Origin of the sequence: Fulvivirga lutimaris, from assembly GCF_009711525.1 — a bacterium.
GTDB lineage: Bacteria > Bacteroidota > Bacteroidia > Cytophagales > Cyclobacteriaceae > Fulvivirga > Fulvivirga lutimaris.
The window spans coordinates 17,552-41,957 of record NZ_SMLV01000428.1 but is presented as its reverse complement, the minus strand read 5'-3'; the positions used below and the strand labels follow the sequence as shown (position 1 = coordinate 41,957).

The 24,406-nt window shown below is 37.5% G+C and carries 38 protein-coding genes; 37 read left to right on the top strand and 1 reads right to left on the bottom strand.

What is annotated here, in order from left to right:
* Positions 1-25: 25 nt before the first annotated feature.
* The 5 genes from E1140_RS18610 to rodA all read left to right on the top strand — a co-directional run bounded on the left by E1140_RS18610 (position 26) and on the right by rodA (position 5,517).
* A complete protein-coding gene (locus E1140_RS18610; protein ID WP_155187635.1) occupies positions 26-1,051 on the top strand; it encodes a rod shape-determining protein in 1,026 nt (341 codons plus the stop codon).
* A 41-nt stretch (positions 1,052-1,092) separates the two neighbouring features.
* The gene (gene mreC, locus E1140_RS18605) at positions 1,093-1,923 is read left to right on the top strand and encodes a rod shape-determining protein MreC (RefSeq protein WP_155187632.1); all 831 of its coding nucleotides are present in this window, start codon (positions 1,093-1,095) and stop codon (positions 1,921-1,923) included.
* Between the two features lie 62 nt (positions 1,924-1,985).
* Complete coding sequence (locus tag E1140_RS18600) at positions 1,986-2,441, top strand: Rod shape-determining protein MreD (RefSeq protein WP_246203036.1); 456 nt, start codon at positions 1,986-1,988, stop codon at positions 2,439-2,441.
* A complete protein-coding gene (gene mrdA / locus E1140_RS18595) occupies positions 2,441-4,246 on the top strand; it encodes a penicillin-binding protein 2 (protein ID WP_185153671.1) in 1,806 nt (601 codons plus the stop codon). The genes E1140_RS18600 and mrdA overlap by 1 nt, the downstream gene beginning before the upstream one ends.
* A gap of 41 nt (positions 4,247-4,287) precedes the next feature.
* Positions 4,288-5,517, top strand: a complete 1,230-nt coding sequence (rodA, locus tag E1140_RS18590) for a rod shape-determining protein RodA (RefSeq protein WP_343034269.1) — start codon at positions 4,288-4,290, stop codon at positions 5,515-5,517.
* 1 nt (position 5,518) lies between these two features.
* Here rodA and E1140_RS18585 read toward each other — a convergent pair whose 3' ends face one another.
* Entirely contained in the window at positions 5,519-6,571 is a 1,053-nt protein-coding gene (locus tag E1140_RS18585; protein WP_155187626.1) for a hypothetical protein, read from the bottom strand.
* A gap of 29 nt (positions 6,572-6,600) precedes the next feature.
* On the opposite strand from E1140_RS18585, the gene E1140_RS18580 reads away from it, so the two are divergent.
* From E1140_RS18580 to E1140_RS18425, 32 genes are all read left to right on the top strand, one after another.
* Entirely contained in the window at positions 6,601-6,939 is a 339-nt protein-coding gene (locus E1140_RS18580; RefSeq protein ID WP_246203032.1) for a 2Fe-2S iron-sulfur cluster-binding protein, read from the top strand.
* A gap of 39 nt (positions 6,940-6,978) precedes the next feature.
* Positions 6,979-7,569, top strand: coding sequence for a thymidine kinase (locus E1140_RS18575; protein WP_155187623.1), 591 nt, complete (start codon positions 6,979-6,981; stop codon positions 7,567-7,569).
* Positions 7,566-9,794 carry a type IX secretion system anionic LPS delivery protein PorZ gene (gene porZ, locus E1140_RS18570; RefSeq protein WP_155187620.1) on the top strand — a complete coding sequence of 743 codons (2,229 nt, stop codon included), beginning with the start codon at positions 7,566-7,568 and terminating at the stop codon, positions 9,792-9,794. Before E1140_RS18575 ends, porZ begins: the two co-directional genes overlap by 4 nt.
* Positions 9,794-10,468 carry a DNA repair protein RecO gene (gene recO / locus E1140_RS18565; RefSeq protein ID WP_155187617.1) on the top strand — a complete coding sequence of 225 codons (675 nt, stop codon included), beginning with the start codon at positions 9,794-9,796 and terminating at the stop codon, positions 10,466-10,468. The genes porZ and recO overlap by 1 nt, the downstream gene beginning before the upstream one ends.
* A 195-nt stretch (positions 10,469-10,663) precedes the next feature.
* The gene (gene rplC, locus E1140_RS18560) at positions 10,664-11,296 is read left to right on the top strand and encodes a 50S ribosomal protein L3 (protein ID WP_155187613.1); all 633 of its coding nucleotides are present in this window, start codon (positions 10,664-10,666) and stop codon (positions 11,294-11,296) included.
* The gene (gene rplD, locus E1140_RS18555) at positions 11,296-11,925 is read left to right on the top strand and encodes a 50S ribosomal protein L4 (protein ID WP_155187610.1); all 630 of its coding nucleotides are present in this window, start codon (positions 11,296-11,298) and stop codon (positions 11,923-11,925) included. The genes rplC and rplD overlap by 1 nt, the downstream gene beginning before the upstream one ends.
* Before the next feature lie 4 nt (positions 11,926-11,929).
* A complete protein-coding gene (rplW, locus tag E1140_RS18550) occupies positions 11,930-12,217 on the top strand; it encodes a 50S ribosomal protein L23 (protein WP_155187607.1) in 288 nt (95 codons plus the stop codon).
* An 11-nt stretch (positions 12,218-12,228) separates the two neighbouring features.
* Positions 12,229-13,053 (top strand): 50S ribosomal protein L2, encoded by an 825-nt coding sequence (rplB, locus tag E1140_RS18545; RefSeq protein WP_155187604.1) that lies wholly within the window; start codon positions 12,229-12,231, stop codon positions 13,051-13,053.
* Positions 13,053-13,331 carry a 30S ribosomal protein S19 gene (rpsS, locus tag E1140_RS18540; protein ID WP_155187601.1) on the top strand — a complete coding sequence of 93 codons (279 nt, stop codon included), beginning with the start codon at positions 13,053-13,055 and terminating at the stop codon, positions 13,329-13,331. The genes rplB and rpsS overlap by 1 nt, the downstream gene beginning before the upstream one ends.
* A 2-nt stretch (positions 13,332-13,333) precedes the next feature.
* Positions 13,334-13,723: a 50S ribosomal protein L22 gene (rplV, locus tag E1140_RS18535; RefSeq protein ID WP_155187597.1), complete on the top strand. Its 390-nt coding sequence runs from the start codon at positions 13,334-13,336 to the stop codon at positions 13,721-13,723.
* On the top strand, positions 13,723-14,451 hold the full coding sequence (gene rpsC / locus E1140_RS18530) for a 30S ribosomal protein S3 (protein ID WP_155187594.1): 729 nt from the start codon (positions 13,723-13,725) through the stop codon (positions 14,449-14,451). The genes rplV and rpsC overlap by 1 nt, the downstream gene beginning before the upstream one ends.
* A 51-nt stretch (positions 14,452-14,502) precedes the next feature.
* Positions 14,503-14,925: a 50S ribosomal protein L16 gene (rplP, locus tag E1140_RS18525; protein WP_155187591.1), complete on the top strand. Its 423-nt coding sequence runs from the start codon at positions 14,503-14,505 to the stop codon at positions 14,923-14,925.
* Positions 14,926-14,930: 5 nt separating this feature from the next.
* Positions 14,931-15,125: a 50S ribosomal protein L29 gene (gene rpmC, locus E1140_RS18520; RefSeq protein ID WP_155187587.1), complete on the top strand. Its 195-nt coding sequence runs from the start codon at positions 14,931-14,933 to the stop codon at positions 15,123-15,125.
* A gap of 7 nt (positions 15,126-15,132) precedes the next feature.
* A complete protein-coding gene (gene rpsQ, locus E1140_RS18515) occupies positions 15,133-15,390 on the top strand; it encodes a 30S ribosomal protein S17 (RefSeq protein WP_155187584.1) in 258 nt (85 codons plus the stop codon).
* Between the two features lies 1 nt (position 15,391).
* Positions 15,392-15,760, top strand: a complete 369-nt coding sequence (rplN, locus tag E1140_RS18510; RefSeq protein ID WP_155187582.1) for a 50S ribosomal protein L14 — start codon at positions 15,392-15,394, stop codon at positions 15,758-15,760.
* 2 nt (positions 15,761-15,762) lie between these two features.
* Complete coding sequence (rplX, locus tag E1140_RS18505) at positions 15,763-16,101, top strand: 50S ribosomal protein L24 (RefSeq protein ID WP_155187580.1); 339 nt, start codon at positions 15,763-15,765, stop codon at positions 16,099-16,101.
* Positions 16,094-16,645, top strand: coding sequence for a 50S ribosomal protein L5 (gene rplE / locus E1140_RS18500; RefSeq protein WP_155187578.1), 552 nt, complete (start codon positions 16,094-16,096; stop codon positions 16,643-16,645). The genes rplX and rplE overlap by 8 nt, the downstream gene beginning before the upstream one ends.
* Before the next feature lie 5 nt (positions 16,646-16,650).
* Positions 16,651-16,920: a 30S ribosomal protein S14 gene (gene rpsN / locus E1140_RS18495; protein ID WP_155187576.1), complete on the top strand. Its 270-nt coding sequence runs from the start codon at positions 16,651-16,653 to the stop codon at positions 16,918-16,920.
* Between the two features lie 93 nt (positions 16,921-17,013).
* The gene (gene rpsH, locus E1140_RS18490; protein ID WP_155187574.1) at positions 17,014-17,412 is read left to right on the top strand and encodes a 30S ribosomal protein S8; all 399 of its coding nucleotides are present in this window, start codon (positions 17,014-17,016) and stop codon (positions 17,410-17,412) included.
* 13 nt (positions 17,413-17,425) lie between these two features.
* Entirely contained in the window at positions 17,426-17,983 is a 558-nt protein-coding gene (rplF, locus tag E1140_RS18485; protein ID WP_155187572.1) for a 50S ribosomal protein L6, read from the top strand.
* 8 nt (positions 17,984-17,991) lie between these two features.
* Entirely contained in the window at positions 17,992-18,336 is a 345-nt protein-coding gene (rplR, locus tag E1140_RS18480; RefSeq protein WP_155187569.1) for a 50S ribosomal protein L18, read from the top strand.
* Between the two features lie 6 nt (positions 18,337-18,342).
* Positions 18,343-18,861 (top strand): 30S ribosomal protein S5, encoded by a 519-nt coding sequence (rpsE, locus tag E1140_RS18475; RefSeq protein WP_155187566.1) that lies wholly within the window; start codon positions 18,343-18,345, stop codon positions 18,859-18,861.
* Positions 18,862-18,865: 4 nt separating this feature from the next.
* Positions 18,866-19,045, top strand: a complete 180-nt coding sequence (rpmD, locus tag E1140_RS18470; protein WP_155187563.1) for a 50S ribosomal protein L30 — start codon at positions 18,866-18,868, stop codon at positions 19,043-19,045.
* 2 nt (positions 19,046-19,047) lie between these two features.
* Entirely contained in the window at positions 19,048-19,494 is a 447-nt protein-coding gene (gene rplO, locus E1140_RS18465) for a 50S ribosomal protein L15 (protein ID WP_155187559.1), read from the top strand.
* 2 nt (positions 19,495-19,496) lie between these two features.
* The gene (secY, locus tag E1140_RS18460) at positions 19,497-20,810 is read left to right on the top strand and encodes a preprotein translocase subunit SecY (RefSeq protein ID WP_155187556.1); all 1,314 of its coding nucleotides are present in this window, start codon (positions 19,497-19,499) and stop codon (positions 20,808-20,810) included.
* A 7-nt stretch (positions 20,811-20,817) separates the two neighbouring features.
* Positions 20,818-21,591, top strand: coding sequence for a type I methionyl aminopeptidase (gene map / locus E1140_RS18455; RefSeq protein ID WP_155187553.1), 774 nt, complete (start codon positions 20,818-20,820; stop codon positions 21,589-21,591).
* Between the two features lies 1 nt (position 21,592).
* Positions 21,593-21,811, top strand: coding sequence for a translation initiation factor IF-1 (gene infA, locus E1140_RS18450; protein ID WP_155187550.1), 219 nt, complete (start codon positions 21,593-21,595; stop codon positions 21,809-21,811).
* Between the two features lie 5 nt (positions 21,812-21,816).
* Entirely contained in the window at positions 21,817-21,933 is a 117-nt protein-coding gene (gene ykgO / locus E1140_RS18445) for a type B 50S ribosomal protein L36 (RefSeq protein ID WP_155187547.1), read from the top strand.
* 3 nt (positions 21,934-21,936) lie between these two features.
* A complete protein-coding gene (gene rpsM, locus E1140_RS18440; RefSeq protein ID WP_155187544.1) occupies positions 21,937-22,314 on the top strand; it encodes a 30S ribosomal protein S13 in 378 nt (125 codons plus the stop codon).
* 14 nt (positions 22,315-22,328) lie between these two features.
* Positions 22,329-22,721: a 30S ribosomal protein S11 gene (gene rpsK / locus E1140_RS18435; protein ID WP_155187541.1), complete on the top strand. Its 393-nt coding sequence runs from the start codon at positions 22,329-22,331 to the stop codon at positions 22,719-22,721.
* A gap of 24 nt (positions 22,722-22,745) precedes the next feature.
* A complete protein-coding gene (rpsD, locus tag E1140_RS18430) occupies positions 22,746-23,351 on the top strand; it encodes a 30S ribosomal protein S4 (protein ID WP_155187538.1) in 606 nt (201 codons plus the stop codon).
* Between the two features lie 63 nt (positions 23,352-23,414).
* Positions 23,415-24,404 carry a DNA-directed RNA polymerase subunit alpha gene (locus tag E1140_RS18425; RefSeq protein WP_155187535.1) on the top strand — a complete coding sequence of 330 codons (990 nt, stop codon included), beginning with the start codon at positions 23,415-23,417 and terminating at the stop codon, positions 24,402-24,404.
* The last annotated feature ends 2 nt before the right edge of the window (positions 24,405-24,406 follow it).

Below are 24,406 nucleotides of genomic sequence, written 5' to 3'. Positions count from 1 at the left end.
ACATCAAATTAGATTAAGGGATAACATGGGATTGTTCGATTTTTTTTCAAGTGATATTGCAATTGACCTCGGTACTGCCAACACACTTATTATTAACAAAGATAAAATAGTGGTGGACGAGCCGTCCATTATTGCTATCGATAAAAACACCAACAAGGTGTTGGCTATTGGCAGGGAGGCAATGCAGATGCATGAGAAAACCCATGATAATATAAAAACTATCAGACCACTAAAAGATGGTGTGATTGCTGATTTCCATGCAGCTGAGCATATGATCAGAGGTATGATTAAAATGATCGATACCGGCAAAAGATTTTTCCCTTCATCCCATAGAATGGTAATCTGTATCCCTTCTGGTATTACTGAGGTTGAAAAAAGAGCGGTGCGTGACTCTGCAGAGCACGCTGGCGCTAAAGAGGTTTATATGATTCATGAACCAATTGCAGCAGCTATTGGTATCGGAATTGACATTGAGCAGCCTATCGGATCTATGATTGTTGACATAGGTGGAGGAACAACGGAAATTGCAGTTATAGCACTATCAGGTATTGTTTGCGATCAGTCAATAAGAGTTGCCGGAGATACCTTTAACAGGGATATTCTTGATTACATGAGAAGACAGCATAACCTATTGATAGGTGAGCGTTCTGCTGAAAAAGTAAAAATTGAAGTCGGGTCTGCTTTAACGGAATTGGATGATGGACCTGAAGATTATGAGATCAGAGGCCGTGATTTGATGACAGGTATTCCTAAAGTAATCAAGATTTCATACTCAGAAATTGCTTTTGCACTTGATAAATCAGTTTCTAAAATTGAAGAAGCTGTATTAAAAGCATTGGAGATATCACCTCCCGAATTGTCGGCAGATATTTATGATAATGGTATACATTTAACTGGCGGTGGTGCTTTGCTTAGAGGCTTGGACAAAAGACTAGCACTTAAAACGAAACTCCCAATACACATTGCTGAAGATCCATTGAGAGCAGTGGTTAGAGGTACAGGCTTTGCATTGAAAAATCTCAATGCTTACAAGGCCGTCTTGATGATATAGTTGCTTTTGCCATTTTTTAACCTTTAAATCAACTTCGGTGGATGCAAAGATTATTTCTGTTTTTATATAAATACCGTGCGTTATTGACATTCCTTTTTTTGGAAATTCTATGCATTTGGTTAATAGTTCAGAATAATACTTATCAGTCAGCTAAATATTTTAACTCTTCAAATCGTATATCTGCCAATTTACTTTCTACTTCAGGAGGAATAAGCGATTACTTTAATCTTGCGGAGGTTAATCAAAAGCTATCCGCAGAAAATGCATTACTCAAAGAGCAGATTGAGCAATTCAATCAAAGCCTCTACAATCTCAATGTAAGGCAAAACAGAGATTCGGATTTAATGAATCGCTATGAGTTTATTAGTGCAAAAGTCATTAATAACTCTACCCGCAGATTCGATAATTACATCACCGTCAACAAAGGTGCTAAATATGGTATCGAACCGGGAATGGCCGTTGTTGATGGGAATGGAGTAGTTGGAAAAGTGAAAAATGTATCGGCTAATTTTAGTGTTATTACTTCTGTACTACATGGTAATGCTCTGATTTCATCAAAGCTAAAACGTACTGGTGATCTTTGTACTGCTTCATGGGACGGTGTAGATCCTCAATTCGCCACTTTACTTTATCTTCCTCGTCATGTTGAAATGCAGGTTGGTGATACCGTGGTAACATCGGGTTACAATGCAGTATTTCCTGAAGATATTCCTGTAGGTATTATTGAGTCATTTGAGATTAGTGATGAGGCACTTTTTCATGAGGTTAAGATTAAACTTGCAACCGATCTTAATAGTTTATCATATGTGTACTTAATAAAAAATAATAGCAAAATAGAACAGGACTCTGTAGAGAGCATTACAATAGATTAATGGGCAGTTCCAAAATTATAATATACGTCATTTCATTTTTTGCATACATCTTGCTACAGAGCATGATTTTGCAGAACGTGGTTCTTTTTGACAGTGCTTTTTGCTTTTTATATGTTGCTTTCATTCTTCTGCTACCAGTAGACATGAGCGTGCTGGCCTTGATGGTGATGGGTTTCGTTACGGGCTTTACTGTTGATATATTTTACAACAGTTTGGGAATTCATGCATCCGCTTGTGTGTTTATAATGTTCGTAAGAAACTACTGGTTGAATCTTATCACACCTCAGGGGGGGTATGATTCAGGAGCAATGCCTAGCATTGAATTAAATGGATGGCAGTGGTTTTTTGGATATGCATTGCCACTTGTGCTCGTTCATCATTTAATTCTGTTTTTTGTTGAGGCATTTGGGTTTGGGCTGTTTGGCTTTACCTTGTGGAAGTCCATGCTAAGTACCATTTTCACAATGGTCGTAATTTTAATAGTTCAATTTATATTTTATAAAAGAAAGCGTTCATAGTGGACGATACCAGGAAAAATATAATTCAGTTAATTGTAATTGTGGTGGCAGCCACATTCCTGATAAAGCTATTTTCGATTCAGGTTCTTGACTCAAAATATGCACAAGCTGCAAATAGCAACATCATTCATGAGGTTATAGAATATCCATATCGAGGCCTTATATATGATCGTAATGGCGATTTAATAGTATTCAATACTCCTCAGTATAACCTTACCGTCATTCCTAAGGATGTTAAGAAAATAGATACCACCAAATTTTGTGAGCTCTTTCAAATAACAAGACAGGAGTTTGTTGAGAAATTAGAAATGGCTAAGAAATTTTCTTACGTACAGCCATCTATTTTTATCAAGCAGCTGTCAAATAAGGACTTGGCAAAAGTACAGGACTATCTGGTTGATTTTCAAGGGTTTGATATCCAGGCAAGAACAACGCGGTCGTATGCCAGTCCGGTTTTAGCCAATGCCTTAGGCTATGTAAGTGAAGTGAGCAAGCGACAGCTCGAGCGTGACACCATTGACTACTATAGACAAGGTGACTATATCGGACAAAGTGGACTTGAGTCATTTTACGAAAAGCAACTCCGTGGAAAGAGGGGCGTGCATTATGTTATTAAAAATGTTAGAGGTGTAGAAAAGGGTGTTTTTGATGAAGGGAAATACGATACACTTTCAGTTCCTGGTCAAAATCTAGTTTCAACAATTGATCTTACCCTTCAGGAATATGGAGAATCATTGATGGCTGGCAAGTCGGGTAGTATTGTAGCCATAGAACCATCTTCAGGAGAAATACTTTCGCTCGTATCGGGTCCGTCATATGATCCAAATCTGTTAACAGGTAAGGACTACAGCCAGAACTTCTCTCTTATTAGTGCAGACACTGCAAAACCTTTATTTAATAGACCATTGATGGCTCAGTATCGTCCAGGATCTATATTTAAAATTATTCAGGCGCTGGTAGCCCTTCAGGAAGGCGTAATTACTAGACAAACCTATATACCCTGCATAATGGTGCCCATGAAATGTCATTATCATGGTCCGGGAGAAACACTTATTGGCGCAATCACAAATTCTTGTAACCCATATTTTTATAATGTAATGAAAAGGGTGGTAAATCGAGGTATCTCAGAAAGTCCATTTGAAGACACAAGGCTTGGTCTTGAGGGATGGAATCAGCATGTTAAAAGTTTTGGGTTAGGAAGTCCATTGGGAATAGACTTGCCCAATGAGAAAACTGGCTTAGTGCCTAGTGTTGCCTATTACGATCGGGCCTATGACAATCGCCCTTGGAAATATTCTAACATATATTCAATTGCTATTGGTGAAGGAGAAAACCTTGTCGTGCCTATTCAAATGGCAAACTTTGCTGCTATAGTGGCAAATAGAGGTTATTATTACATTCCACATTTGGTGAAATCAATTGGTGACTCTGGTCAACCATTGCCCCAATATACCGAAAAGCACTTCACAACAGTAGATTCAAAATATTTTGACATAGCAGTTGAAGCTATGGCTAATGTGGTTGAATCTGGTACCGGCCAGTATAGAGCAAAGCTTAAAGATATTGAAGTTTGTGGCAAGACAGGAACGGTGCAAAATGACCCTATGCCTGACCATTCAGTTTTTATAGCTTTTGCACCAAAAGACAATCCTAAAATAGCTGTATCAGTGTATGTAGAAGATGCGGGACAGGGGGCAAGGGCAGCAGCTTCTATCGCTAGTTTGATGATAGAGAAATATCTGTTAGGAGGAACGGAAAGGCCTCATATCGAAGAATATGTTAAAAAAGGGGAGTTTCTATATTGAGCGGAAGAGATAATATAACAAATAATATAGATTGGCTAACAGTGATCCTGTTCATGTCTATAGCTTTTCTCGGGTGGCTCAACATCTTTGCTGCTGTCTACGATGAATCTGCCAATCAAAGTATTTTTGACATGACCCTGAATAGCGGTCGTCAGCTATTTTTCATGGCTTCTTCAATAATCTTGATTATCGCCATAATGGTGGTGGATTTTAAGTTTTATGACACTTTTGCTTACATCATCTACGGAGTGGTGATATTTTTATTAATTCTGGTGGTATTTGTTGCTAGGGAAATTTCAGGAGCAAACTCCTGGCTGGAAATAGGGCCTTTAAGATTGCAGCCATCTGAGTTTGCGAAATTTGCCACCGCATTGGCAGTGGCCAAGTACATGGACAGTGCAGGCTTTAGAATGGATCGTTTAAGTAAGCAGATAGTGTTGTTCATTATAATTGGCTTGCCGGCCATTTTAATTATTGCCCAAGGAGATACAGGAACTGCATTGGTTTATAGTGTATTTGTTCTTGTTTTTTTTAGAGAAGGGATGTCTCCAATGCTGTTGATTCTTGGTGTAGCAGCAGCTATAATATTTGTACTAACCTTACTGGTGCCTAACCATTTGTATTTGTATATAGGTATTGCAGCTACTGCTGCTGTAATTATTTTGTTTATTAAGAAGCGAACATTTAAGAAAATAGGCCTTGTTTTGGCCGGAGCGCTGATTATTGCAGGAGTTATAAGAAGTGTTGACTACGTGATTTCGGATGTTCTTAGACCTCACCAGCAGAATAGAATAAAAGCGCTTATAAATCCTGATGCTGATCCATTAGGTTATGGTTGGAATGTCACCCAATCAAAAATTGCAATTGGCAGTGGTGGGTTTGCCGGAAAAGGATTTTTGAAAGGAACTCAAACGAAATTTGACTTTGTGCCAGAACAGAGTACAGATTTTATTTTCTGCACTATTGGAGAAGAGCATGGCTGGTTTGGTAGTTTGCTTACAATCTCCCTTTTTGTTACATTAATTTTGAGGATAATATATATATCAGAACGGCAAAAATGGCGATTTGCCAGAGTCTATGGATATAGCGTGGCGTGCATAATCTTTTTTCACTTTGCGGTAAATATCGGGATGACTATCGGCCTTTTTCCTGTTATAGGTATTCCACTCCCGCTCTTTTCTTATGGTGGATCATCCCTTTGGGGTTTTGCTATCCTTGTGTTTATCCTGTTGAAATTAGATTCGCACAGGATGCAGGTATTGGTACGCTAGGTTACTTTAGCCTTTTTTCTATCAGTTCTACAAATTCTTCAAATTCCTCGCTTTCAATATTCCATTGAGGAAATTCTTTATAAATGTATTTCATTGCCTCTTCCTTACTCCTGCAGTTTTCGATATGAGCTATGGTATCTTCAAACGCCTTATCATCTCCGTTAAATAGGGCATTCTTGAACATAAACCTTTGGTTTATGCTCATGGCAGCATTTAAATTGTCAATACCCTTGGTTTGATGAATTTCTGCTATTGTAGGTTCTTCAGCTTCAGATGCATGAATATCATTGATAGTTTTCAGGTCTTCATCTTCTGTAGGCTCAACTTTTGAGATCGATGGGCCTTCTTCTTTTTCTTCTGCTTCCGCTTCAATAGGTGCAGGCTCTACTGCTGGTTTTTCATCCATTAACACACCATAAATATCACTTTCTTGTAGTGGTTCTATTTTTGAAAAGTTATCGAAGTAAACGCCTATGTCATCTGGACTAGCCTGAATGTTCTGAAACACCTCATTAATCAGGTCAGCATAGGTTGAATCATTCACTTTGTCCAATTTTCGCTCTTCCATGGTTTGAACCAAGTTTTCAAGCAGATTCTTATTCACGCGAACATATTTTAATGTGCGTTTCAAATTTTCCAATGTCATTTCTCCATTAGAATGCTCAGCTAAGTGCGTATAAAAGTCATAAGGAGAAAATATAAGCAGCACACTTTCTTCAACGGCCCTGATTAATAGAGGCTCAAAATGATCTTTCTTGATAGAAATGTTTCGTGAGAGCACATTCATAAATTCGGTCAGTGCACTTTTCACCCCTTCAGATTGATAATCAAAGTAGTTGCTCTTAAGGTTATCAGTCTCCTTTTGCCATTCTTCAAATAGATTTTTGATAACAAAAAGGTTGATCTGCGATATATCAGCTAAAGATTTAATGTCACCCCCAGTAATGCTCTTATTACTTTTAAAATATGTATCTATTAACTTTTTAGAGTATCGCGTACTGTAATCCTTTATTCCAGCTCTGTTAAGATTATTATCCATATTTTCAGAAGACATATTTTTTAAATCTTTTAATTTGTCGATTAATGAAAGATCAAATGGTGCATATAAAAATCGCAAATCTAAATGACCTCACTATCCAAAATAACGATAATAGTAAAACACTATTGACAATTCTTCAGGAAAATTATATTGACTGGATGCATGCTTGCGGTGCTAAGGGGCGTTGTACAACTTGTAAATGCATAATAAAGAGTGGGATTGAGCATTTTGGAGGTCTCACTCAGTCAGAAATTAATTTTAAAAACATGGGCCGTCTTAGTGATAACGAGCGATTGACATGCCAAACCAGGATCTTAGAAGGTGAAGTAGAAATTGAAGTGCCTGAATCTTCAAAGCTTCCGCATATGGACTATTCTTATTAGTGCATGGCTGCTAACAACTAAATAACTTATTTTTACACGATGTTTATTGAACCAAATTTTGGCAGATCGAAGAAAACAGGCTGGATTGAGGTAGTTTGTGGCTGCATGTTTTCAGGTAAAACTGAAGAGCTGATCAGAAGATTGAATAGAGCCATCATTGCCAAGCAAAAGGTAGAGATATTTAAGCCAAAAGTTGATACTCGATATCATAAAGAGGATGTAGTCTCTCATAACGAAACTTCTATTCGGTCAACACCAGTTAATTTTGCAAATGATATTTTATTATTAGCTGGCAATTGTGATGTTGTAGGTATTGATGAAGCACAATTCTTTGATAATGACATCGTTGAAGTTTGTAATAAACTAGCCAATAGTGGTAAGCGTGTGATAGTAGCGGGATTGGATATGGATTTTGAAGGAAAGCCTTTTGGCCCTATGCCTAATTTATTGGCGGTCGCTGAGTTTGTGACAAAGGTGCATGCCATTTGTGCTGAGTCTGGGGAGCTTGCCTCCTTTTCATACAGACTGTCAGAAGATGATCAAAAAGTGCTTTTGGGAGAAAAACAGGAGTATGAGGCGCGAGGGAGAAGAAGTTTTATGGAAGGAATGGCTCAACGAAAGAAAAAATGAGAATCAGGTTTGTTTTAGGATTTCTACTCGTCTCATCATTACTATTAGCACAAAACGACATTCCATTAGGAACATGGCGAACACATTTTTCTTATAATGCTGCTCAACTTATTGCCTTAGGAAATAATAAAACCTATGTCGCAAGCGATAATGGATTATTTATTTTCGATAATGAAGATAACAGCCTGACTACAATCTCTAAGATTGATGGACTACAAGAGGATAATATTGCAGCTCTTCATTATAACTTAAATAAAGACATTCTATTAATAGGGTATCAGTCAGGCAATCTGGATTTGATTCATAAAAATGAGTTGATCAACTATGACCTCACTACGAACTCACAGGTTTTGGGAGATAAGTCAATTAATAGCATAAGTTCCAATGAAAATAATGCCTTTATCAGCACAGCCTATGGTCTGCTTAATTTTGATTTAAACAAACTTGAGGTCAAGGAGACCTATAGGCAACTAGGAGAAGGTGCTCAGCAGATTGAAATTTTTCAATCAACATTTTTAGGGGATAGCCTTTTCCTTGCTTCTGAAGAAGGTGTGATAGCTTCAAATTTTAAGAACGGTGTTAATTTGTTAGACCCAGCTAATTGGAAAAGGTATTCTTCTGACAATGGGTTGCCGCTAGGATCAGCAGCTTTGATATTTACTCTAAATAATAAGGTGTTTTCTGCTTTTAATGATGAAGGTATCTACGAGTATGAAAATGGAAAATGGATTTTGGCAATATCTGAAATCGGTTCAAATTTTCAGAAGGCATCTTCAAATGGTGAACAGGCCACAATTTTGACAGAGACAGCTTTATATAAAATAGAAGGTTCTTCTACAGCAACTAATATTTCAAATGATCTGGCGTCAAAAATCAATGATGGCATTGTTTCAGGAAGCACGGTTTATATAGCTGACAATGAAAATGGTTTGATCACGAACATTTCAGGCCAGTTTGAAAGCATTAAGCCGTCAGGTCCATCAAGCAACAATATTTTAAAGTTTCACTATCGCTCAAATGTCATTACAGGTGTGTCTGGAGGTTACTCTTCTAGCCGTTTGGCTCTGAATCGGGAAAATGGCTTTTATCAATATTCAGATGGTGTATGGAATAATACTACGTCTAATTCAAACACAGCTCCTGAATTTAAAGACGTTGTAGATGTAACCTATGATCAAAAAACTTCGGCCTATTACTACGCCCTTTTTGGTGGCGGCATTTTAAAAGTGACTGATGCAGGTAATATGACGCTGATTGACAATACAAATAGCACCTTATCTAATATTGGAGGAAAGGGTGTGCCTGTTACATCAGTTAAAGCAACAGCAGAAGGGCTATGGGCCATCAACTATGCCGAGCCTTTTGGACTTCACCTTTTCAGCGATGGTGAGTGGAGTTCCTACTTAACACTTACTTCTTCACTTTTATCAATAGAAAATACAAATGATTATTTATGGATGATTGTTGATCCTTTGGCAGGAGGAGGAATATTAGTTTTTGAGAAGCAAGCTCAACAAATGCGATATTTAACCGATCAGGCGGGTAATGGAGGGCTGCCGAATGAAATAGTAAATGCTCTTGCAGTTGATAAAGATGGCTTTATATGGGTGGGTACTAACGAAGGTGTTGCAGTTTTTACAAATCCTAGCAATGTCATAAATGGATCAGTAGATGCAATTCTCCCTATTTTTGACAACCGACAATTATTAAGAGATGAAGTTATAACCTCGATAGAAGTTGATCCTGGTAATAGAAAGTGGATTGGAACTAATAGTGGTGTTTGGCTATTTGATGAGGAAGCTGACAGGCAGTTATTGAATTTTAATATTGAGAATAGCCCACTGCCAACAAACCAAATTCTAGATATTGAAGTTAATGAAAAATCCGGGGAGGTGTTTTTTGCAACTCCTGAAGGAATAATATCTTACCGCGCGGATGCCACGGAGGCTTTACCAGAGCATACTGGAGTAAAAATATTTCCCAATCCTGTTACTTCAGATTTTTTAGGAACCATAGGAATTAGTGGGCTGGTTGATAATGCAAAGGTCAAAATTACTGATTCGAGTGGTAAGCTGGTTTGGGATACTAGGTCTGAGGGAGGGACCGCTACCTGGAATGCTCAAGATTATAATGGCAGACGTGCAACTACAGGTGTTTACTTCGTTTTTAGTGCCACTGATGATGGTGAGGAGAGCTTTGTTGGTAAAATAGCTGTTATAGACTGATGCTTCACAAGACCAGAGGAGTTGTTTTTAAATATTTTAAGTACAGAGACACGTCCATAATCGTAAAAATCTTTACCGAGGCCTTTGGTCTTCAGACATATGTTGTAAATGGCGTACGCTCCTCAAAGTCTAAAGGACGTATCGCGTTATACCAGCCACTTACTTTGCTCGATCTCGTTGTCTATCACAAACCTTCTTCTGACATTAATCGGATTTCAGAAATAAAATGTTCTTCCCCTTTAAAGACCATACCTTATGATATAGTCAAGTCTTCATTAGGGGTGTTTATGGCAGAGTTGTTATATAAGTCTATTAAAGAAGAGGGTGAGGTAGCAGATTTATACGAGTTCGTGCATCATAGTATTGAAATACTGGATCACATGGAAGAAAACTACCTGAATTTCCATCTCCAATTTTTATTGAAGCTCACTAAGTATTTGGGTTTTGGCATTACCTCTAGCGATCAATTCTTTTTATTACTTTCTGATGATCACCTTAGCGAAATAACTCATTTATTATTAAATGAATCTTTTACATCAGAAGTCGGCATTAAGAACTCAGAAAGAAGGATGCTTTTAGAACATTTAATTGCTTTTTATAAGGTGCATATAGATAATATGGGTGAAGTTAAGTCGATAAAAATTTTGCGCGAGGTACTGGAAGACATTCAATAGCCCTAAAAAGGTTCTATTTTATCGAATTTTGACATATCTTCACACCATTCAATTCTACGCCAGTGCGACCCTGCACTTAAAGAAAAAATTTAACACGTAGTATTTGGTAACTTCTTTTTAGTTGCTATCTTTGCAGTCCTTTTGCGGAAAAACCGTGGGAGATAAAGCATAATTGCGCTTATTAAAGATTAGAAAATGTCTGGTATTATAGGAAAGAAAATCGGAATGACTAGCATTTTTGGTGCCGATGGACGAAATGTCGCATGCACAGTAATAGAAGCTGGTCCTTGCGTGGTAACGCAAGTAAAAAATGAGGAAAAGGATGGCTACACAGCTATTCAATTGAGCTTTGGAGAGCGTAAAGAAAAAAACACTCCAAATGCTTTGAAAGGACATTTCGCGAAAGCTAACACTACTCCTAAAAAGGAAGTGATCGAATTCAGAGATTTCCGTGAGGAGTTTACAGGCCCAATACAATTAGGTCAGGTTATTAATGTAGCTGACGTATTTGTTGAAGGTGACTTTGTTGATGCCGTTGGTACTTCAAAAGGTAAAGGATTCCAAGGTGTTGTTAAAAGACACAATTTTGGTGGTGTAGGTCAAAGTACACACGGTCAGCACAACAGACTTAGAGCTCCTGGTTCTATTGGTGGTGCTTCTTACCCTGCAAGAGTTTTTAAAGGCATGAGAATGGCTGGAAGAACAGGTGGCGATAGAGTAAAGCTAATGAACCTAAGAGTAATGCAAATAATACCAGAAAAGAACCTCATCCTTGTGAGTGGTTCAGTACCTGGTGCTAATAATTCAACTGTAATTCTTGAGAAATAATGAGTATCTCAGTAGTAAAATATACAGGTGAAGATACCGGTAGAAAAGTAACACTTTCTAGTGAAGTGTTTGGTGTCAAACCTAATGATCATGCAATCTATCTTGATGTTAAGCAATTCTTAGCGAATCAAAGACAAGGTACGCATAAGTCTAAGCAAAGAGCAGAGATAGTAGGATCTACAAAAAAGATTAAGAAGCAAAAGGGAACTGGTACTGCCAGAGCTGGTAGCATTAAGTCTCCTATTTTCAGAGGTGGAGGTCGTGTATTCGGTCCTCAGCCAAGAAATTACTCTTTCAAATTGAATAAGAAGTTGAAAGAGGTAGCTAGAAAATCTGCACTTACTTATAAGGCTTTGGATAAAAGCATAGCAATTGTAGAAGATTTTAACTTCGAAGCTCCTAAGACGAAAGAATATTTGAACATGTTAAGTGCACTTGCGCTTTCTGACAAAAAGACTCTTTTGGTGCTTCCTGAAGCAAATAAGAGTGTTGCACTTTCTGGAAGAAACATTCAGAATACCAAAGTAGTGATGGCTAACATGCTAACTACTTATGATGTGCTTAACGCTGACAACTTGATCCTTAGTGAAGGATCAATTGAGAAGATTGATAACCTATTGAAGAAATAATATAATGAGCGTTTTAATAAAGCCATTGGTTACAGAAAAGGTGTCCGCTTTAAACGAAAAAGGCAAATATGGTTTCGTAGTAAATCGAAAAGCCAATAAAGTGGAAATAAAGAAGGCTGTAGAAAAAATGTACGGTGTTACTGTAGAGGGTGTGAACACGATGAACTACCTCGGCAAAGCTAAGTCTAGATTTTCTAAGTCAAGAATGATATCAGGAAGAGCATCTTCTTTTAAGAAAGCTATTGTTACGGTAGCAGACGGTGATATAATCGATTTTTACAGCGAGATATAATTTAGCATAAGATGGCGATTAAAAAAATGAACCCGGTTACACCCGGACAGAGATACAGAGTAGCACCAGCCTTCACGGAGATTACTAAATCAACTCCTGAAAAGTCTTTGGTAGTTACTAAGAAAAGATCTGGAGGTAGAAATAATACTGGAAAGATGACTATGCGCTACTTAGGTGGTGGTCATAAGAAGAAGTCCAGAATTATAGACTTCAAAAGAAATAAATTTGACATCCCTGCTACAGTGAAGTCTGTTGAGTATGATCCAACAAGAACTGCTCGAATAGCTCTTCTTTACTATGCAGATGGTGAGAAAACATACATTATCGCTCCAGAAGGTATAACAGTTGGTCAGACAGTAATGTCAGGCGAAAATGTTGCTCCTGAAGTAGGTAATACACTTCCATTAGCAAAAATTCCATTGGGTACTATCATTCATAATATTGAATTGAAACCTGGTAGAGGTGGCGCAATGGCTAGAAGTGCTGGTTCTTATGTTCAGCTTTTGGCTAGAGAAGGTAAATACGCTACAGTTAAATTACCATCAGGTGAGACTAGAAAAGTATTAGTTACTTGTCTTGCTACTATAGGTGCGGTTTCTAACTCAGATCACATGAATGTGAATCTTGGTAAAGCCGGAAGAAAAAGATGGTTAGGAAGAAGACCTAGAACAAGAGGTGTTGCTATGAACCCTGTAGATCACCCAATGGGCGGTGGTGAAGGTAAGTCATCAGGTGGTCACCCAAGATCTAGAAATGGTCTTTACGCTAAAGGTAAAAAGACTAGAACTCCTAAGAAGTATTCAAATAATCTAATCATTAGTAGAGGTAAGAAATAATGGCAAGATCACTAAAAAAAGGGCCTTACATTGATTTTAGGCTGGAGAAAAAAGTAGACACAATGAATGACGCAGGTAAAAAGAGTGTGATCAAAACCTGGTCAAGAAGATCGATGATATCTCCGGATTTTGTGGGTCATACATTTGCTGTTCACAATGGCAATAAATTCATACCTGTATATGTAACTGAAAACATGGTAGGTCACAAACTAGGTGAGTTTGCTCCTACTAGAAATTTCAGAGGTCACGTTGGTAAAAAAGACAAAGGCAAAAGATAATTATGGAGGCAGTAGCTAAACTTAATAATGTACCTACATCCCCTCGAAAAATGAGACTGGTAGCAGATCTTATTAGAGGAGAGAAAGTAAACAAGGCGTTGAACATCTTAAAGTTCGAGCCTAAACAAGGTGCAGCCAGATTAGAGAAACTATTGTTGTCAGCAATTTCTAATTGGCAACAAAAGAACGAAGAGATTGATCTTGAAGATGCAGATCTTTATGTGAAATCTATAAAGGTGGATAGTGGTAGAGTCTTGAAAAGATTGAGACCAGCACCTCAGGGAAGAGCGCACAGAATCAGAAAAAGATCTAACCACGTAACAATGGTTTTAGATAGTGCAGCTGTTCTTGACCAAACTGTAGAGACTAAAGACAAAAAAGAAGATAAATAATGGGACAAAAAGTTAACCCTATTGCTTTCAGACTTGGTATCGTAAGAGGTTGGGATTCAGCCTGGTACGGAGGTGATACTTTTGCGGATAAGTTAGTTGAGGATCACAAGATTAGAAAATATGTGAGTGCTCGTATCCCTAAAGGTGGTATCTCTAAAGTTATAATCGAAAGAACTCTTAAAAGAATTACCCTTACTGTTCATACTGCTCGTCCGGGCGTTGTTATAGGTAAAGGAGGTTCTGAAGTAGATAAAATTAAAGAGGAACTTAAGCAACTGACTAACAAGGATGTTCAGATTAACATCTTTGAAATCAAAAGACCTGAGCTTGATGCTAAATTGGTTGGTGATTCTATCGCTCAACAGTTACAAGCAAGAATCTCTTTCAGAAGAGCGATGAAACAAGCTATTGCTTCTTCAATGAGAGTGGGAGCTCAAGGTATTAAGGTAAAAGTTTCTGGTCGTTTAGGTGGAGCTGAAATGGCAAGGTCTGAGCAGTACAAAGAAGGTAGAATTCCTTTGCATACACTAAGAGCTGATATTGATTATGCTATTTGCGAAGCAAACACAGTATATGGAAAAATCGGTATCAAGGTATGGATTTTTAAAGGAGAGGTTTACGGTAAAAGAGACCTTTCTCCAAACATAGGTGCTTCTAACTCTGGACCTGGTGGTTCAGGAGGTGGACGTAAAAGACCTGATGGTCCGAAAAGAAGTAGAAAAAAGTAATTTTTAATTAGCGTTGAGTCACGATTATACGTGATGTAAAGACATAAAAATATGTTACAGCCAAAAAGAACAAAGTTCAGGAAACAGCAAAAAGGCAGAATAAAGGGAATTGCTCAGCGAGGACATACTATTGCTTTTGGTGCTTTTGGTATCAAGTCAATGGAGGCAGGATGGATCACTTCAAGACAAATTGAAGCGTCAAGGATTGCCATGACTAGAGCTATGAAAAGAGAAGGTCAGGTATGGATTAGAATATTTCCTGACAAACCTATTACTAAAAAGCCTGCAGAGGTAAGGATGGGTAAAGGTAAGGGAGCTCCTGAATATTGGGTAGCTGTTGTTAAGCCTGGTACTATTCTTTTCGAAGCTGGTGGAGTTAAAACTGAGTTAGCAAAAGAAGCTTTAAGATTGGCTCAACAAAAACTCCCTATCAAAACTAAGTTTGTAGTACGTAGAGATTACGTTGAATCATAAAAGTTATGAAGAATTCAGAAATAAAAGCCTTGACCTTCGATGAATTGAAGCAAAAGCTTGTAAGCGAACAAGAAGCTTATAGAAAATTGAAGTTTGCTCATGAAATCTCACCTATTGAGAACCCAATGAAAGTGAGAGAGACCCGTAAACTTATCGCAAGATTACAAACTGAGTTAAGGGCTAAAGAACTTGCTAAATAATATTAGAATGGAGTCGAGAAAATTAAGAAAAGAAAGAGTAGGGCAGGTTGTTAGCAACAAGATGGATAAGTCTATCACTATTGTTGTAAACCGTAAAGAAAAGCACCCTATCTATGGTAAATTTGTTAAGAAATCTACCAAGTTTATGGCCCATGACGAAAATGGTGAATGTGGTATTGGTGATACAGTGCGTATCATGGAAACTCGTCCTTTGAGTAAAAGCAAAAGATGGAGATTAGTTGAAATCATAGAAAAGGCTAAATAAGATGATACAGCAAGAGTCAAGATTAAACGTAGCAGATAACAGTGGAGCAAAGCAAGTTCTTTGTATCCGTGTTTTAGGCGGAACTGGTAAGAAGTATGCATCAGTGGGTGACAAGATCGTTGTATCAGTAAAGTCAGCCCTTTCTTCAAGTAACCTTAAAAAAGGTACAGTTTCAAGAGCTGTTGTAGTGAGAACTACTAAAGAAGTAAGAAGAAAAGACGGATCTTATATAAGGTTTGAAGATAACGCAGCAGTTTTATTGACTGCTAATGATGAGCCAAGAGGTACTCGTATTTTCGGACCAGTAGCAAGAGAATTACGCGAGAAGCAATTCATGAAGATTGTTTCATTGGCCCCAGAAGTACTATAATCATGGAGAAGAAAATGAAAAAATTACACGTTAGAAAAGGTGATACTGTAAAGGTTATCGCTGGTAACTCTAAAGGTAAAACAGGAGTAGTACTTGAGGTTATTCCTGCAAAAGATAGAGCGGTGGTTGAAGGTGTTAATGTTGTTACCAAACACGTTAAGCCATCAGCAACTAATCCAGAAGGCGGCATCAACAAGAGTGAGGCTGCAATACACATTAGCAATTTGATGTTAGTCGATCCTGCTAAAGGTGAGCCAACTCGTACTGGTAGAAAACTAGATGAGAATGGCAAGCTTCAAAGATATTCTAAGAAAACCGGAGAAATTGTTAAAAATGGCTAGTCCTAGATTAAAAGAAAAATATCAAAGTGAAATCATTCCTGCTTTAAAGGAAAAATTTCAGTATAGCTCTGTAATGCAAGTGCCTAAGGTGACTAAGATTTGCCTTAATAAAGGTATTGGTGCGGCAGTAGCTGATAAAAAATTGGTAGATGTAGGTGTTGAAGAATTAACTTCAATCACTGGACAGAAAGCAGTAGCTACAATGTCTAAAAAGTCTATCTCTAACTTTAAGTTAAGAGAAGAAATGCCAATTGGTGCAAAAGTTACTTTGAGAGGTGATAAAATGTATGAGTTTTTAGATAGACTTATGGCAATTGCACTTCCAAGGGTAAGAGATTTTAGAGGTATCAGTGATAAAGGTTTTGACGGAAGAGGAAACTACACTTTGGGTGTTAAGGAGCAAATCATTTTCCCTGAAATCAGTATCGATAAAGTGAATAAAATCAATGGTATGGACATCACATTTGTGACTACTGCCAATACTGACGAAGAAAGTTACGAATTGTTGAAGGCATTCGGTATGCCATTCACAAGCAAAAACTAAATATTATGGCAAGAGCAGCTGTTAAAGCAAGAGAATTAAAAAGGGAGAAAATGGTAGCTAAGTTTGCTGCTAAAAGACAAGCCCTAAAAGAAGCTGGTGATTACCAAGGACTTGACAAGCTTCCAAGAAACGCTTCGCCTGTTAGATTACATAACAGATGTAAGCTTACCGGAAGACCCAAAGGTTACATGAGAAAGTTTGGTATTTCAAGGGTAACATTCAGAGAAATGGCCTCTGATGGTAAGATCCCTGGAGTTACTAAAGCAAGCTGGTAAATATTACTTCTTTTATTTTTATTCAAAAAAATAGTTTGTATCTTTGCAGGCCGTTTCAACGGGTAGCAGAAATACTGTAGAAAAATAAAGAAAATGACAGATCCAATAGCAGATTATTTGACCCGATTGAGGAATGCTATCAAAGCCAAGCATAAGGTTGTTGATATCCCTGCCTCAAATATCAAAAAAGAGGTTACGAAAGTGCTTCATGATAAGGGTTATATCCTGAATTACAAGTTTGAAGAGACTTCAAATAATCAGGGAAATATCAAAATAGCCTTGAAATATAGTGCTGATGATAACAAACCGGCCATTTTTAATTTGGAAAGAATTAGTAAGCCAGGTTTAAGAAAGTACGCTAAGTCTGATGCTCTTCCGAGAGTATTGAATGGCTTAGGTGTTGCCATTTTGTCTACCTCAAAAGGAGTGGTTACTGATAAGGAAGCCAGAGATATGCAGGTAGGTGGAGAAGTTTTGTGTTACGTATATTAAAATATAGACATCAATGTCAAGAATAGGGAAAAAACCGATCGAGATTACTTCAGGTGTATCATACACCTTTGATCAGAAGGCTGGTCAATTGGTGGTGAAAGGACCTAAGGGTGAGCTCACTCAGAAATTAGACCCGGCTTTCAAATTGGTTGAAAATGAAGGCACGCTTACAGTAGAAAGACCTACTGAGCAAAAAAGACATAAAGCGCTTCACGGCCTTTATAGATCTTTAATTGCTAATATGGTTGAAGGTGTAAGTGTAGGTTATAAAAAGCAGCTTGAACTAGTAGGGGTAGGGTATAAGGCATCTGCACAAAATAACGTGTTAGAACTTAGCTTAGGATACTCTCACAACATATGGTTAGCTGTACCAAAAGAAATTTCAGTAAGTGCCGAAACTGCTAAAGGACAAAATCCAATTGTTACTTTAGAAAGTTATGACAAACAACTTATTGGACAGGTAGCGGCTAAAATCAAGTCGTTGAGAGAAGTTGAACCTTACAAAGGAAAAGGTATCAAGTTTGTTGGTCAATATGTCAGACGTAAAGCTGGTAAGCAAGCTGCTAAATAATAAATAAGATGGCATTTAATAAGATAAGTAGAAGACTCAGAATTAAGAGAGGTATCCGTAACAAAATTGCAGGTACTCAGGAGAAACCAAGACTCTCTATATTTAAGAGTAATAAAGGAATATACGCTCAAATTATTGATGATAGCAATGGTCATACTTTGACTTCAGCTTCGTCTCTAGAAGAAGGCGCTAAATTGAATATCGGTTCTTGTAAGGAAGTAGGTAAGAAGGTTGCTGAAAAGGCCTCTGCTGCTGGTATTTCACAGGTTGTATTTGATAGAAATGGTTACTTATATCATGGCAAAGTGAAGGCTTTGGCTGAAGGAGCCAGAGAGGGAGGTCTAAAATTTTAAAGCATTATGTCTCAAAGTAATATAAGATCAGTAAAAGCTAGCGAAATAGACCTTAAAGAAAAGGTTGTAGCCATTAAAAGGGTAGCTAAGGTTGTTAAAGGTGGTAGAAGATTTAGTTTTTCTGCTATCGTGGTTGTAGGAGATGGAAATGGTGTAGTAGGTTACGGACTTGGTAAAGCCAATGAGGTGACAGATGCTATCACTAAAGGAATAGATGATGCCAAAAAGAACCTTGTGAAAGTTCCTGTTATTAAGGGAACTGTTCCTCACGAAGCATTAGGTAAATATAGCGGAGGTTTCGTACTTCTTAAGCCGGCTTCTCCAGGTACTGGAGTAATAGCAGGTGGTGCTATGCGTGCTGTATTAGAGAGTGCTGGTGTTCACAATGTACTAGCTAAGTCTAAAGGATCATCAAATCCTCACAACGTGGTAAAAGCAACTTTTGATGCTTTAACTAATATGAGAGATCCTTACACTGTTGCTAAGGACAGAGGAGTAACAATGTCTAAAGTTTTTAACGGATAAGGTTATGTCAAAAGTTAGAATTTCACAAGTAAGAAGCGTTATTGGTAGACCAGAAAGACAAAAGCTTACAATCAAAGCTTTGGGTTTAGGTAAGATCAATAGATCAGTTGAGGTAGAGCTAACACCTCAAATCGATGGTATGGTAAAAAAGGTGAGCCATTTGGTATCCGTAACTGAGATATAATTATGAAACTGAATACATTAAAGCCTGCAGAAGGCTCAGTAAAATCTAAGAAGAGAATAGGTCGCGGACAAGGTTCTGGTAAAGGTGGTACTTCTACTAGAGGACACAAAGGGGCTAAATCTAGATCTGGTTATAAAACTAAGAAGGGTTTTGAAGGAGGACAGATGCCACTTCAAAGACGTGTACCTAAATATGGTTTCACTAGCCCTAATAGAATAGAATATAAAGCTATCAACCTTGATGCTTTGGAGGTATTAATTGCTAAAACTAAAGCTAAGGCTGTTGATATGCAGCTTTTAGTTGATAATGGTTTGGCTGGTAAAAATGATATCGTCAAAATATTAGGTAACGGAGAGTTTAAATCAAAAGTAGAGGTAACAGCTCATGCTTTTTCAGCTAGCGCATCAAAGGCTATAGAAGCAGCAGGGGGTAAAGCGATTCAGCTGTAATTATGAAGAAGTTTTTTACTACTATAAAGAATATTTTTTCGATTGAGGATTTAAGAATCAGAATCCTGAACACTATTGGTTTTCTAATGGTTTTCAGATTAGGTTCATTCATAGTGCTTCCTGGTGTTGATCCAGATGCATTAGGTGGAGGAGCATCTGGTGGAATCTTTGATCTGCTTAATACATTTTTAGGAGGATCTTTTAGTAGAGCTTCAATATTCGCCTTAGGTATTATGCCTTATATATCAGCTTCAATTGTGATACAATTGTTGACTGTGGCAGTGCCTTACTTTCAGAAATTACAAAAAGAAGGAGAGTCTGGTAGAAAGAGACTTACTCAAATTACTAGAGTATTGACTATAGCTATAACTGCGGCACAAGGCGGAAGTTACTTAGCAGTTACTATACCACCAGAAGCAATCATGTATTCGCCTGCATTCTTTCAGGTGGCTTCAATGATTATTCTTGTTTCAGGTACTATGTTCTGCATGTGGCTTGGAGAGAGAATTACTGATAAAGGTATAGGTAATGGTATCTCAATGCTTATTATGATCGGTATCATTTCTAGATTTCCAGGATCCATTGTTGGAGAAGCGGTTTCCAGAGGAATGAGTGGAGCCTTGATGTTCGTGTTAGAAATTGTTGCCTTATTCTTTGTGGTAATGGCCACAGTAATGTTAACGCAGGCTGCTAGAAGAATTCCTATTCAATATGCTAAGCAAGTAATTGGTAATAAGCTTTACGGTGGTAAGAGAGATTATATTCCATTGAAAGTGAATGCATCAGGAGTAATGCCTATCATTTTCGCTCAGGCGTTAATGTTCATACCTTCAATGGTTGCAGGTCTATGGAGAGACAGTGATATTGGAGCTTACATAGGAAGTACTTTCTCTGATCCATATAGCTGGCAGTATAACTTGACGTTTGGTCTTTTGATTTTGATCTTTACGTTCTTTTATACAGCTATAACAGTGAATCCAAATGATATCGCTGATAACTTAAAGAGAAATGGTGGTTTTATTCCAGGTATTAAGCCCGGAAAACAAACTTCTGAATTTATAGATCAGATTTTAACTAAAATAACATTACCAGGATCTATCTTCTTGGCATTGGTTGCGATTCTTCCTGCCTTTGCTGTGAAAGCTGGAGTTAGTCAAAGTTTTGCTCAGTTTTTTGGAGGAACTTCTTTGATTATTATGGTAGGCGTTATATTAGATACTTTGCAACAAATAGAAAGTTATTTGTTGATGAGACATTATGAAGGAATGATGAAGTCCGGAAAAGTAAAAGGACGTTCTCAAACTGCTGCTGCCTAGATTAGTAATGATTCATTATAAGTCTAGAGAACAAGTAGAGTTAATAAAAGAGAGCGCTCAGATACTGGGAAAGGCTCATGGTGAAGTTGCTAAGCATGTTAAACCTGGAGTAAAAACTCAGGAGTTAGACAGAATAGCAGAGGAGTTTATAAGAGACAATGGTGGAGTGCCATCTTTTAAAAACTTTAATGGATTTCCAGCTTCATTGTGCATATCACTTAATGAAAATGTAGTTCACGGTTTCCCTAGTGAATATGAACTAAAAGAAGGTGATATCATTTCTGTTGATTGTGGTGTATTGTTTAAAAATTATCACAGTGATTCAGCTTACACTTACCCTGTAGGTAAAGTTGATGATGAAGTGATGAGTTTATTAAAAGTGACAAAAGAGTCACTATATAAAGGTATTGAGAAGGCTGTTTACGGTAATCGTATCGGTGACTTGGCAAATGCGATTCAAAGTCACGTAGAACAATACGGTTATACGATAGTTAGAGAGTTAGTGGGGCATGGAATCGGAACTGATTTGCATGAAGCACCTGAAGTTCCTAATTATGGGAAATCAGGAAAGGGTCCTAAACTAAATGATGGATTGGTAATAGCAATAGAACCAATGGTGAATTTAGGTACAAGGAACGTAGTGCAGGAAGCAGATGGATGGACGATAAGAACAGCTGACAGAAGACCATCAGCTCATTTTGAGCATACGGTGGCAATATTTAAAGAAGGAACAGAAGTCTTAACGACTCATAAGTATATAGAAGAGAATTTTAAATTTTAATATGGCTAAACAGCAGTCAATTGAACAGGATGGTACAATAACCGAAGCACTTTCAAACGCCATGTTTAGAGTGGAGCTTGAAAATGGACATGAGGTAATTGCTCATATCTCTGGGAAAATGAGAATGAATTATATTAAGATTTTACCGGGTGACAAGGTTAAATTAGAAATGTCACCTTATGATTTATCAAAGGGACGGATTGTTTATCGATATAAATAAAAGACATGAAAGTTAAAGCGTCAGTAAAGAAGCGTAGCGCTGATTGTAAAATAATCAGAAGAAATGGAAAGGTCTACGTTATTAACAAAAAGAATCCTAGGTTTAAACAAAGACAAGGCTAAACTATGGCACGTATTGCAGGAGTAGATATTCCAGATAACAAAAGAGGCGAAATCGCCCTAACCTATATTTTTGGTATAGGAAAAAGTACATCTCAAAGTATTTTGGCTAAGGCCGGAATTGATCCTAATAAAAAGGCTCAAGACTGGACTGATGAAGAGTCTAATGCTATTAGAACTATCATTACTGAGAATCATAAGGTAGAGGGTGTACTGAAGTCAGAAGTTCAGCTTAGTATTAAGAGACTTATGGATATTGGTTGTTACAGAGGTTTGAGACATCGTAAAGGTTTACCGGTACGTGGTCAGCATACTAAGAACAACGCAAGAACCAGAAAAGGAAAGAGAAAGACTGTGGCTAACAAAAAGAAGGCTACTAAATAATAATTAGTGTAACGATGGCACAAAAAAGAAAAGATAAAGCAAAAAAGCGTGTAGTAGCTGTTGAAGCTATTGGACAGGCGCATATTAAGGCTTCGTTCAATAATATTATCATTTCAATGACTAATACAACTGGTCAGGTAATATCTTGGGCATCAGCGGGTAAAATGGGCTTTAAAGGTTCAAAGAAAAATACTCCATATGCTGCTCAAATGGCAGCACAGGACTGTTCTCAAAAGGCGTTTGACCTTGGCTTGAGAAAAGTTGAAGTTTTTGTTAAGGGGCCTGGTGCTGGTCGTGAGTCTGCGATCCGAACCATTCAAAACACTGGTATTGAAGTTACCACTATTAAGGACGTGACGCCACTACCACACAATGGTTGCAGACCTCCAAAAAGACGTAGAGTATAATTTATTTAAAGAAATATTTAAGAAATGGCAAGATACAGAGGTCCGAAAGCGAAGATTGCTAGAAGATTTAATGAGCCAATATTTGGTCCAAGTAAGGCAGTAGCTAAAAAAAGTTACCCTCCTGGCCAACATGGTAGAAGCAGAAGAAGAAAGCAGTCTGAATATGCAATCCAGTTGATGGAGAAGCAAAAGGCTAAGTACACTTACGGTGTATTAGAAAAGCAGTTTGCTAATCTTTTCGACAAAGCATCTAGAAGGTCTGGTATTACTGGTGAGATTTTACTCCAGTTATTAGAGGGCAGATTAGATAATACAGTATTCAGATTGGGAATTGCTCCTACTAGAAGAGCGGCTCGTCAGCTTGTTTTGCACAAACATATCACTGTAAATGGAGAGGTGGCTAACATTCCTTCATATGCGTTGAAAATTGGAGACGTTATAGCAGTTAGAGAGAGATCTAAATCTCTTGAAGCTATTACTGACAGTTTAGCAACAAATGGAGCTAAAAGATTCCCTTGGTTAGAGTGGGATGGTTCTGAATTTTCAGGTAAGTTGGTTGCAGTACCTCAGAGAGATGAGATTCCTGAGAACATCAACGAGCAGCTGATTGTTGAACTTTACTCTAAGTAATCTATAAAATATTTATTAGTCTCGGTCTTGGCCGAGACTATAACATTAAAGCTAATAACAACTATGTCAATTTTAGCATTTCAAATGCCGGATAAAGTCGCGATGGAAAAAGCCGATGACTTTCACGGTTTATTTACTTTCAAACCTTTAGAAAAAGGATACGGTGTTACTATCGGTAATGCTCTTAGAAGAATATTGCTATCTTCTTTAGAAGGATATGCAATCACTGGTATTAAAGTGCCTGGTGTTCTTCATGAGTTTTCTACAATTGAAGGAGTTGTTGAGGATGTTTCTGAAATTATCTTGAATCTTAAAATGGTAAGATTTAAGAAAATCGGAGAATCTTTTGACAACAAGATCACAGTTTCTTTCAAAAATCAGAAAGAGTTTAAAGCTGGCGATATCGCTAAGTTTACTTCTGCTTTTGAAGTGTTGAACCCTGACTTGGTTATCTGTAATCTTGATGAGTCAATTGATTTTGAAATCGAATTGAACATAGATAAAGGAAGAGGATATATTCCTGCGGACGAAAATAAGCCTGCTGATCAAGTTTTTGGATATATTCCTATTGATGCCATTTTCACACCTATCAAGAATGTGAAATACAGTGTTGAAAATACTAGGGTTGAACAAAAAACAGATTACGAGCAATTAGTAATTGATATCGAAACTGATGGTTCTATACACCCAGAAAAAGCTTTAGAAGGTGCAGCACACATTTTGATTCAGCATTTCATGTTGTTCTCTGACAAGTCTATCGAGTTAGAAACTGAAAGAGCTGGTGAAATAGAGCAGGTGGATGAAGAAATGCTACACATGCGTAAGTTGTTGAAAACACAGCTTAATGATCTTGATCTTTCTGTTAGAGCTTACAATTGCTTAAAGGCGGCTGACGTTAAAACTTTAGGTGACTTAGTAAGACTAGAGATATCTGATATGATGAAGTTCAGAAACTTTGGTAAGAAGTCTTTAGCTGAATTAGAGCAGCTAGTACAAGACAAGAATCTTACTTTCGGTATGGACTTATCTAAGTACAAACTTGATGAAGAATAATT

What these genes read in the sequence shown, in the direction of transcription:
- E1140_RS18610 (WP_155187635.1), top strand. Translation starts at nt 26, where the DNA reads ATGGGATTGTTCGATTTTTTTTCAAGTGATATTGCAATTGACCTCGGT.
- mreC (WP_155187632.1), top strand. Translation starts at nt 1,093, where the DNA reads ATGCAAAGATTATTTCTGTTTTTATATAAATACCGTGCGTTATTGACA.
- E1140_RS18600 (WP_246203036.1), top strand. Translation starts at nt 1,986, where the DNA reads ATGATTTTGCAGAACGTGGTTCTTTTTGACAGTGCTTTTTGCTTTTTA.
- E1140_RS18585 (WP_155187626.1), bottom strand. Translation starts at nt 6,571, where the DNA reads ATGTCTTCTGAAAATATGGATAATAATCTTAACAGAGCTGGAATAAAG.
- E1140_RS18580 (WP_246203032.1), top strand. Translation starts at nt 6,601, where the DNA reads ATGAAAGATCAAATGGTGCATATAAAAATCGCAAATCTAAATGACCTC.
- E1140_RS18575 (WP_155187623.1), top strand. Translation starts at nt 6,979, where the DNA reads ATGTTTATTGAACCAAATTTTGGCAGATCGAAGAAAACAGGCTGGATT.
- porZ (WP_155187620.1), top strand. Translation starts at nt 7,566, where the DNA reads ATGAGAATCAGGTTTGTTTTAGGATTTCTACTCGTCTCATCATTACTA.
- recO (WP_155187617.1), top strand. Translation starts at nt 9,794, where the DNA reads ATGCTTCACAAGACCAGAGGAGTTGTTTTTAAATATTTTAAGTACAGA.
- rplC (WP_155187613.1), top strand. Translation starts at nt 10,664, where the DNA reads ATGTCTGGTATTATAGGAAAGAAAATCGGAATGACTAGCATTTTTGGT.
- rplD (WP_155187610.1), top strand. Translation starts at nt 11,296, where the DNA reads ATGAGTATCTCAGTAGTAAAATATACAGGTGAAGATACCGGTAGAAAA.
- rplW (WP_155187607.1), top strand. Translation starts at nt 11,930, where the DNA reads ATGAGCGTTTTAATAAAGCCATTGGTTACAGAAAAGGTGTCCGCTTTA.
- rplB (WP_155187604.1), top strand. Translation starts at nt 12,229, where the DNA reads ATGGCGATTAAAAAAATGAACCCGGTTACACCCGGACAGAGATACAGA.
- rpsS (WP_155187601.1), top strand. Translation starts at nt 13,053, where the DNA reads ATGGCAAGATCACTAAAAAAAGGGCCTTACATTGATTTTAGGCTGGAG.
- rplV (WP_155187597.1), top strand. Translation starts at nt 13,334, where the DNA reads ATGGAGGCAGTAGCTAAACTTAATAATGTACCTACATCCCCTCGAAAA.
- rpsC (WP_155187594.1), top strand. Translation starts at nt 13,723, where the DNA reads ATGGGACAAAAAGTTAACCCTATTGCTTTCAGACTTGGTATCGTAAGA.
- rplP (WP_155187591.1), top strand. Translation starts at nt 14,503, where the DNA reads ATGTTACAGCCAAAAAGAACAAAGTTCAGGAAACAGCAAAAAGGCAGA.
- rpmC (WP_155187587.1), top strand. Translation starts at nt 14,931, where the DNA reads ATGAAGAATTCAGAAATAAAAGCCTTGACCTTCGATGAATTGAAGCAA.
- rpsQ (WP_155187584.1), top strand. Translation starts at nt 15,133, where the DNA reads ATGGAGTCGAGAAAATTAAGAAAAGAAAGAGTAGGGCAGGTTGTTAGC.
- rplN (WP_155187582.1), top strand. Translation starts at nt 15,392, where the DNA reads ATGATACAGCAAGAGTCAAGATTAAACGTAGCAGATAACAGTGGAGCA.
- rplX (WP_155187580.1), top strand. Translation starts at nt 15,763, where the DNA reads ATGGAGAAGAAAATGAAAAAATTACACGTTAGAAAAGGTGATACTGTA.
- rplE (WP_155187578.1), top strand. Translation starts at nt 16,094, where the DNA reads ATGGCTAGTCCTAGATTAAAAGAAAAATATCAAAGTGAAATCATTCCT.
- rpsN (WP_155187576.1), top strand. Translation starts at nt 16,651, where the DNA reads ATGGCAAGAGCAGCTGTTAAAGCAAGAGAATTAAAAAGGGAGAAAATG.
- rpsH (WP_155187574.1), top strand. Translation starts at nt 17,014, where the DNA reads ATGACAGATCCAATAGCAGATTATTTGACCCGATTGAGGAATGCTATC.
- rplF (WP_155187572.1), top strand. Translation starts at nt 17,426, where the DNA reads ATGTCAAGAATAGGGAAAAAACCGATCGAGATTACTTCAGGTGTATCA.
- rplR (WP_155187569.1), top strand. Translation starts at nt 17,992, where the DNA reads ATGGCATTTAATAAGATAAGTAGAAGACTCAGAATTAAGAGAGGTATC.
- rpsE (WP_155187566.1), top strand. Translation starts at nt 18,343, where the DNA reads ATGTCTCAAAGTAATATAAGATCAGTAAAAGCTAGCGAAATAGACCTT.
- rpmD (WP_155187563.1), top strand. Translation starts at nt 18,866, where the DNA reads ATGTCAAAAGTTAGAATTTCACAAGTAAGAAGCGTTATTGGTAGACCA.
- rplO (WP_155187559.1), top strand. Translation starts at nt 19,048, where the DNA reads ATGAAACTGAATACATTAAAGCCTGCAGAAGGCTCAGTAAAATCTAAG.
- secY (WP_155187556.1), top strand. Translation starts at nt 19,497, where the DNA reads ATGAAGAAGTTTTTTACTACTATAAAGAATATTTTTTCGATTGAGGAT.
- map (WP_155187553.1), top strand. Translation starts at nt 20,818, where the DNA reads ATGATTCATTATAAGTCTAGAGAACAAGTAGAGTTAATAAAAGAGAGC.
- infA (WP_155187550.1), top strand. Translation starts at nt 21,593, where the DNA reads ATGGCTAAACAGCAGTCAATTGAACAGGATGGTACAATAACCGAAGCA.
- ykgO (WP_155187547.1), top strand. Translation starts at nt 21,817, where the DNA reads ATGAAAGTTAAAGCGTCAGTAAAGAAGCGTAGCGCTGATTGTAAAATA.
- rpsM (WP_155187544.1), top strand. Translation starts at nt 21,937, where the DNA reads ATGGCACGTATTGCAGGAGTAGATATTCCAGATAACAAAAGAGGCGAA.
- rpsK (WP_155187541.1), top strand. Translation starts at nt 22,329, where the DNA reads ATGGCACAAAAAAGAAAAGATAAAGCAAAAAAGCGTGTAGTAGCTGTT.
- rpsD (WP_155187538.1), top strand. Translation starts at nt 22,746, where the DNA reads ATGGCAAGATACAGAGGTCCGAAAGCGAAGATTGCTAGAAGATTTAAT.
- E1140_RS18425 (WP_155187535.1), top strand. Translation starts at nt 23,415, where the DNA reads ATGTCAATTTTAGCATTTCAAATGCCGGATAAAGTCGCGATGGAAAAA.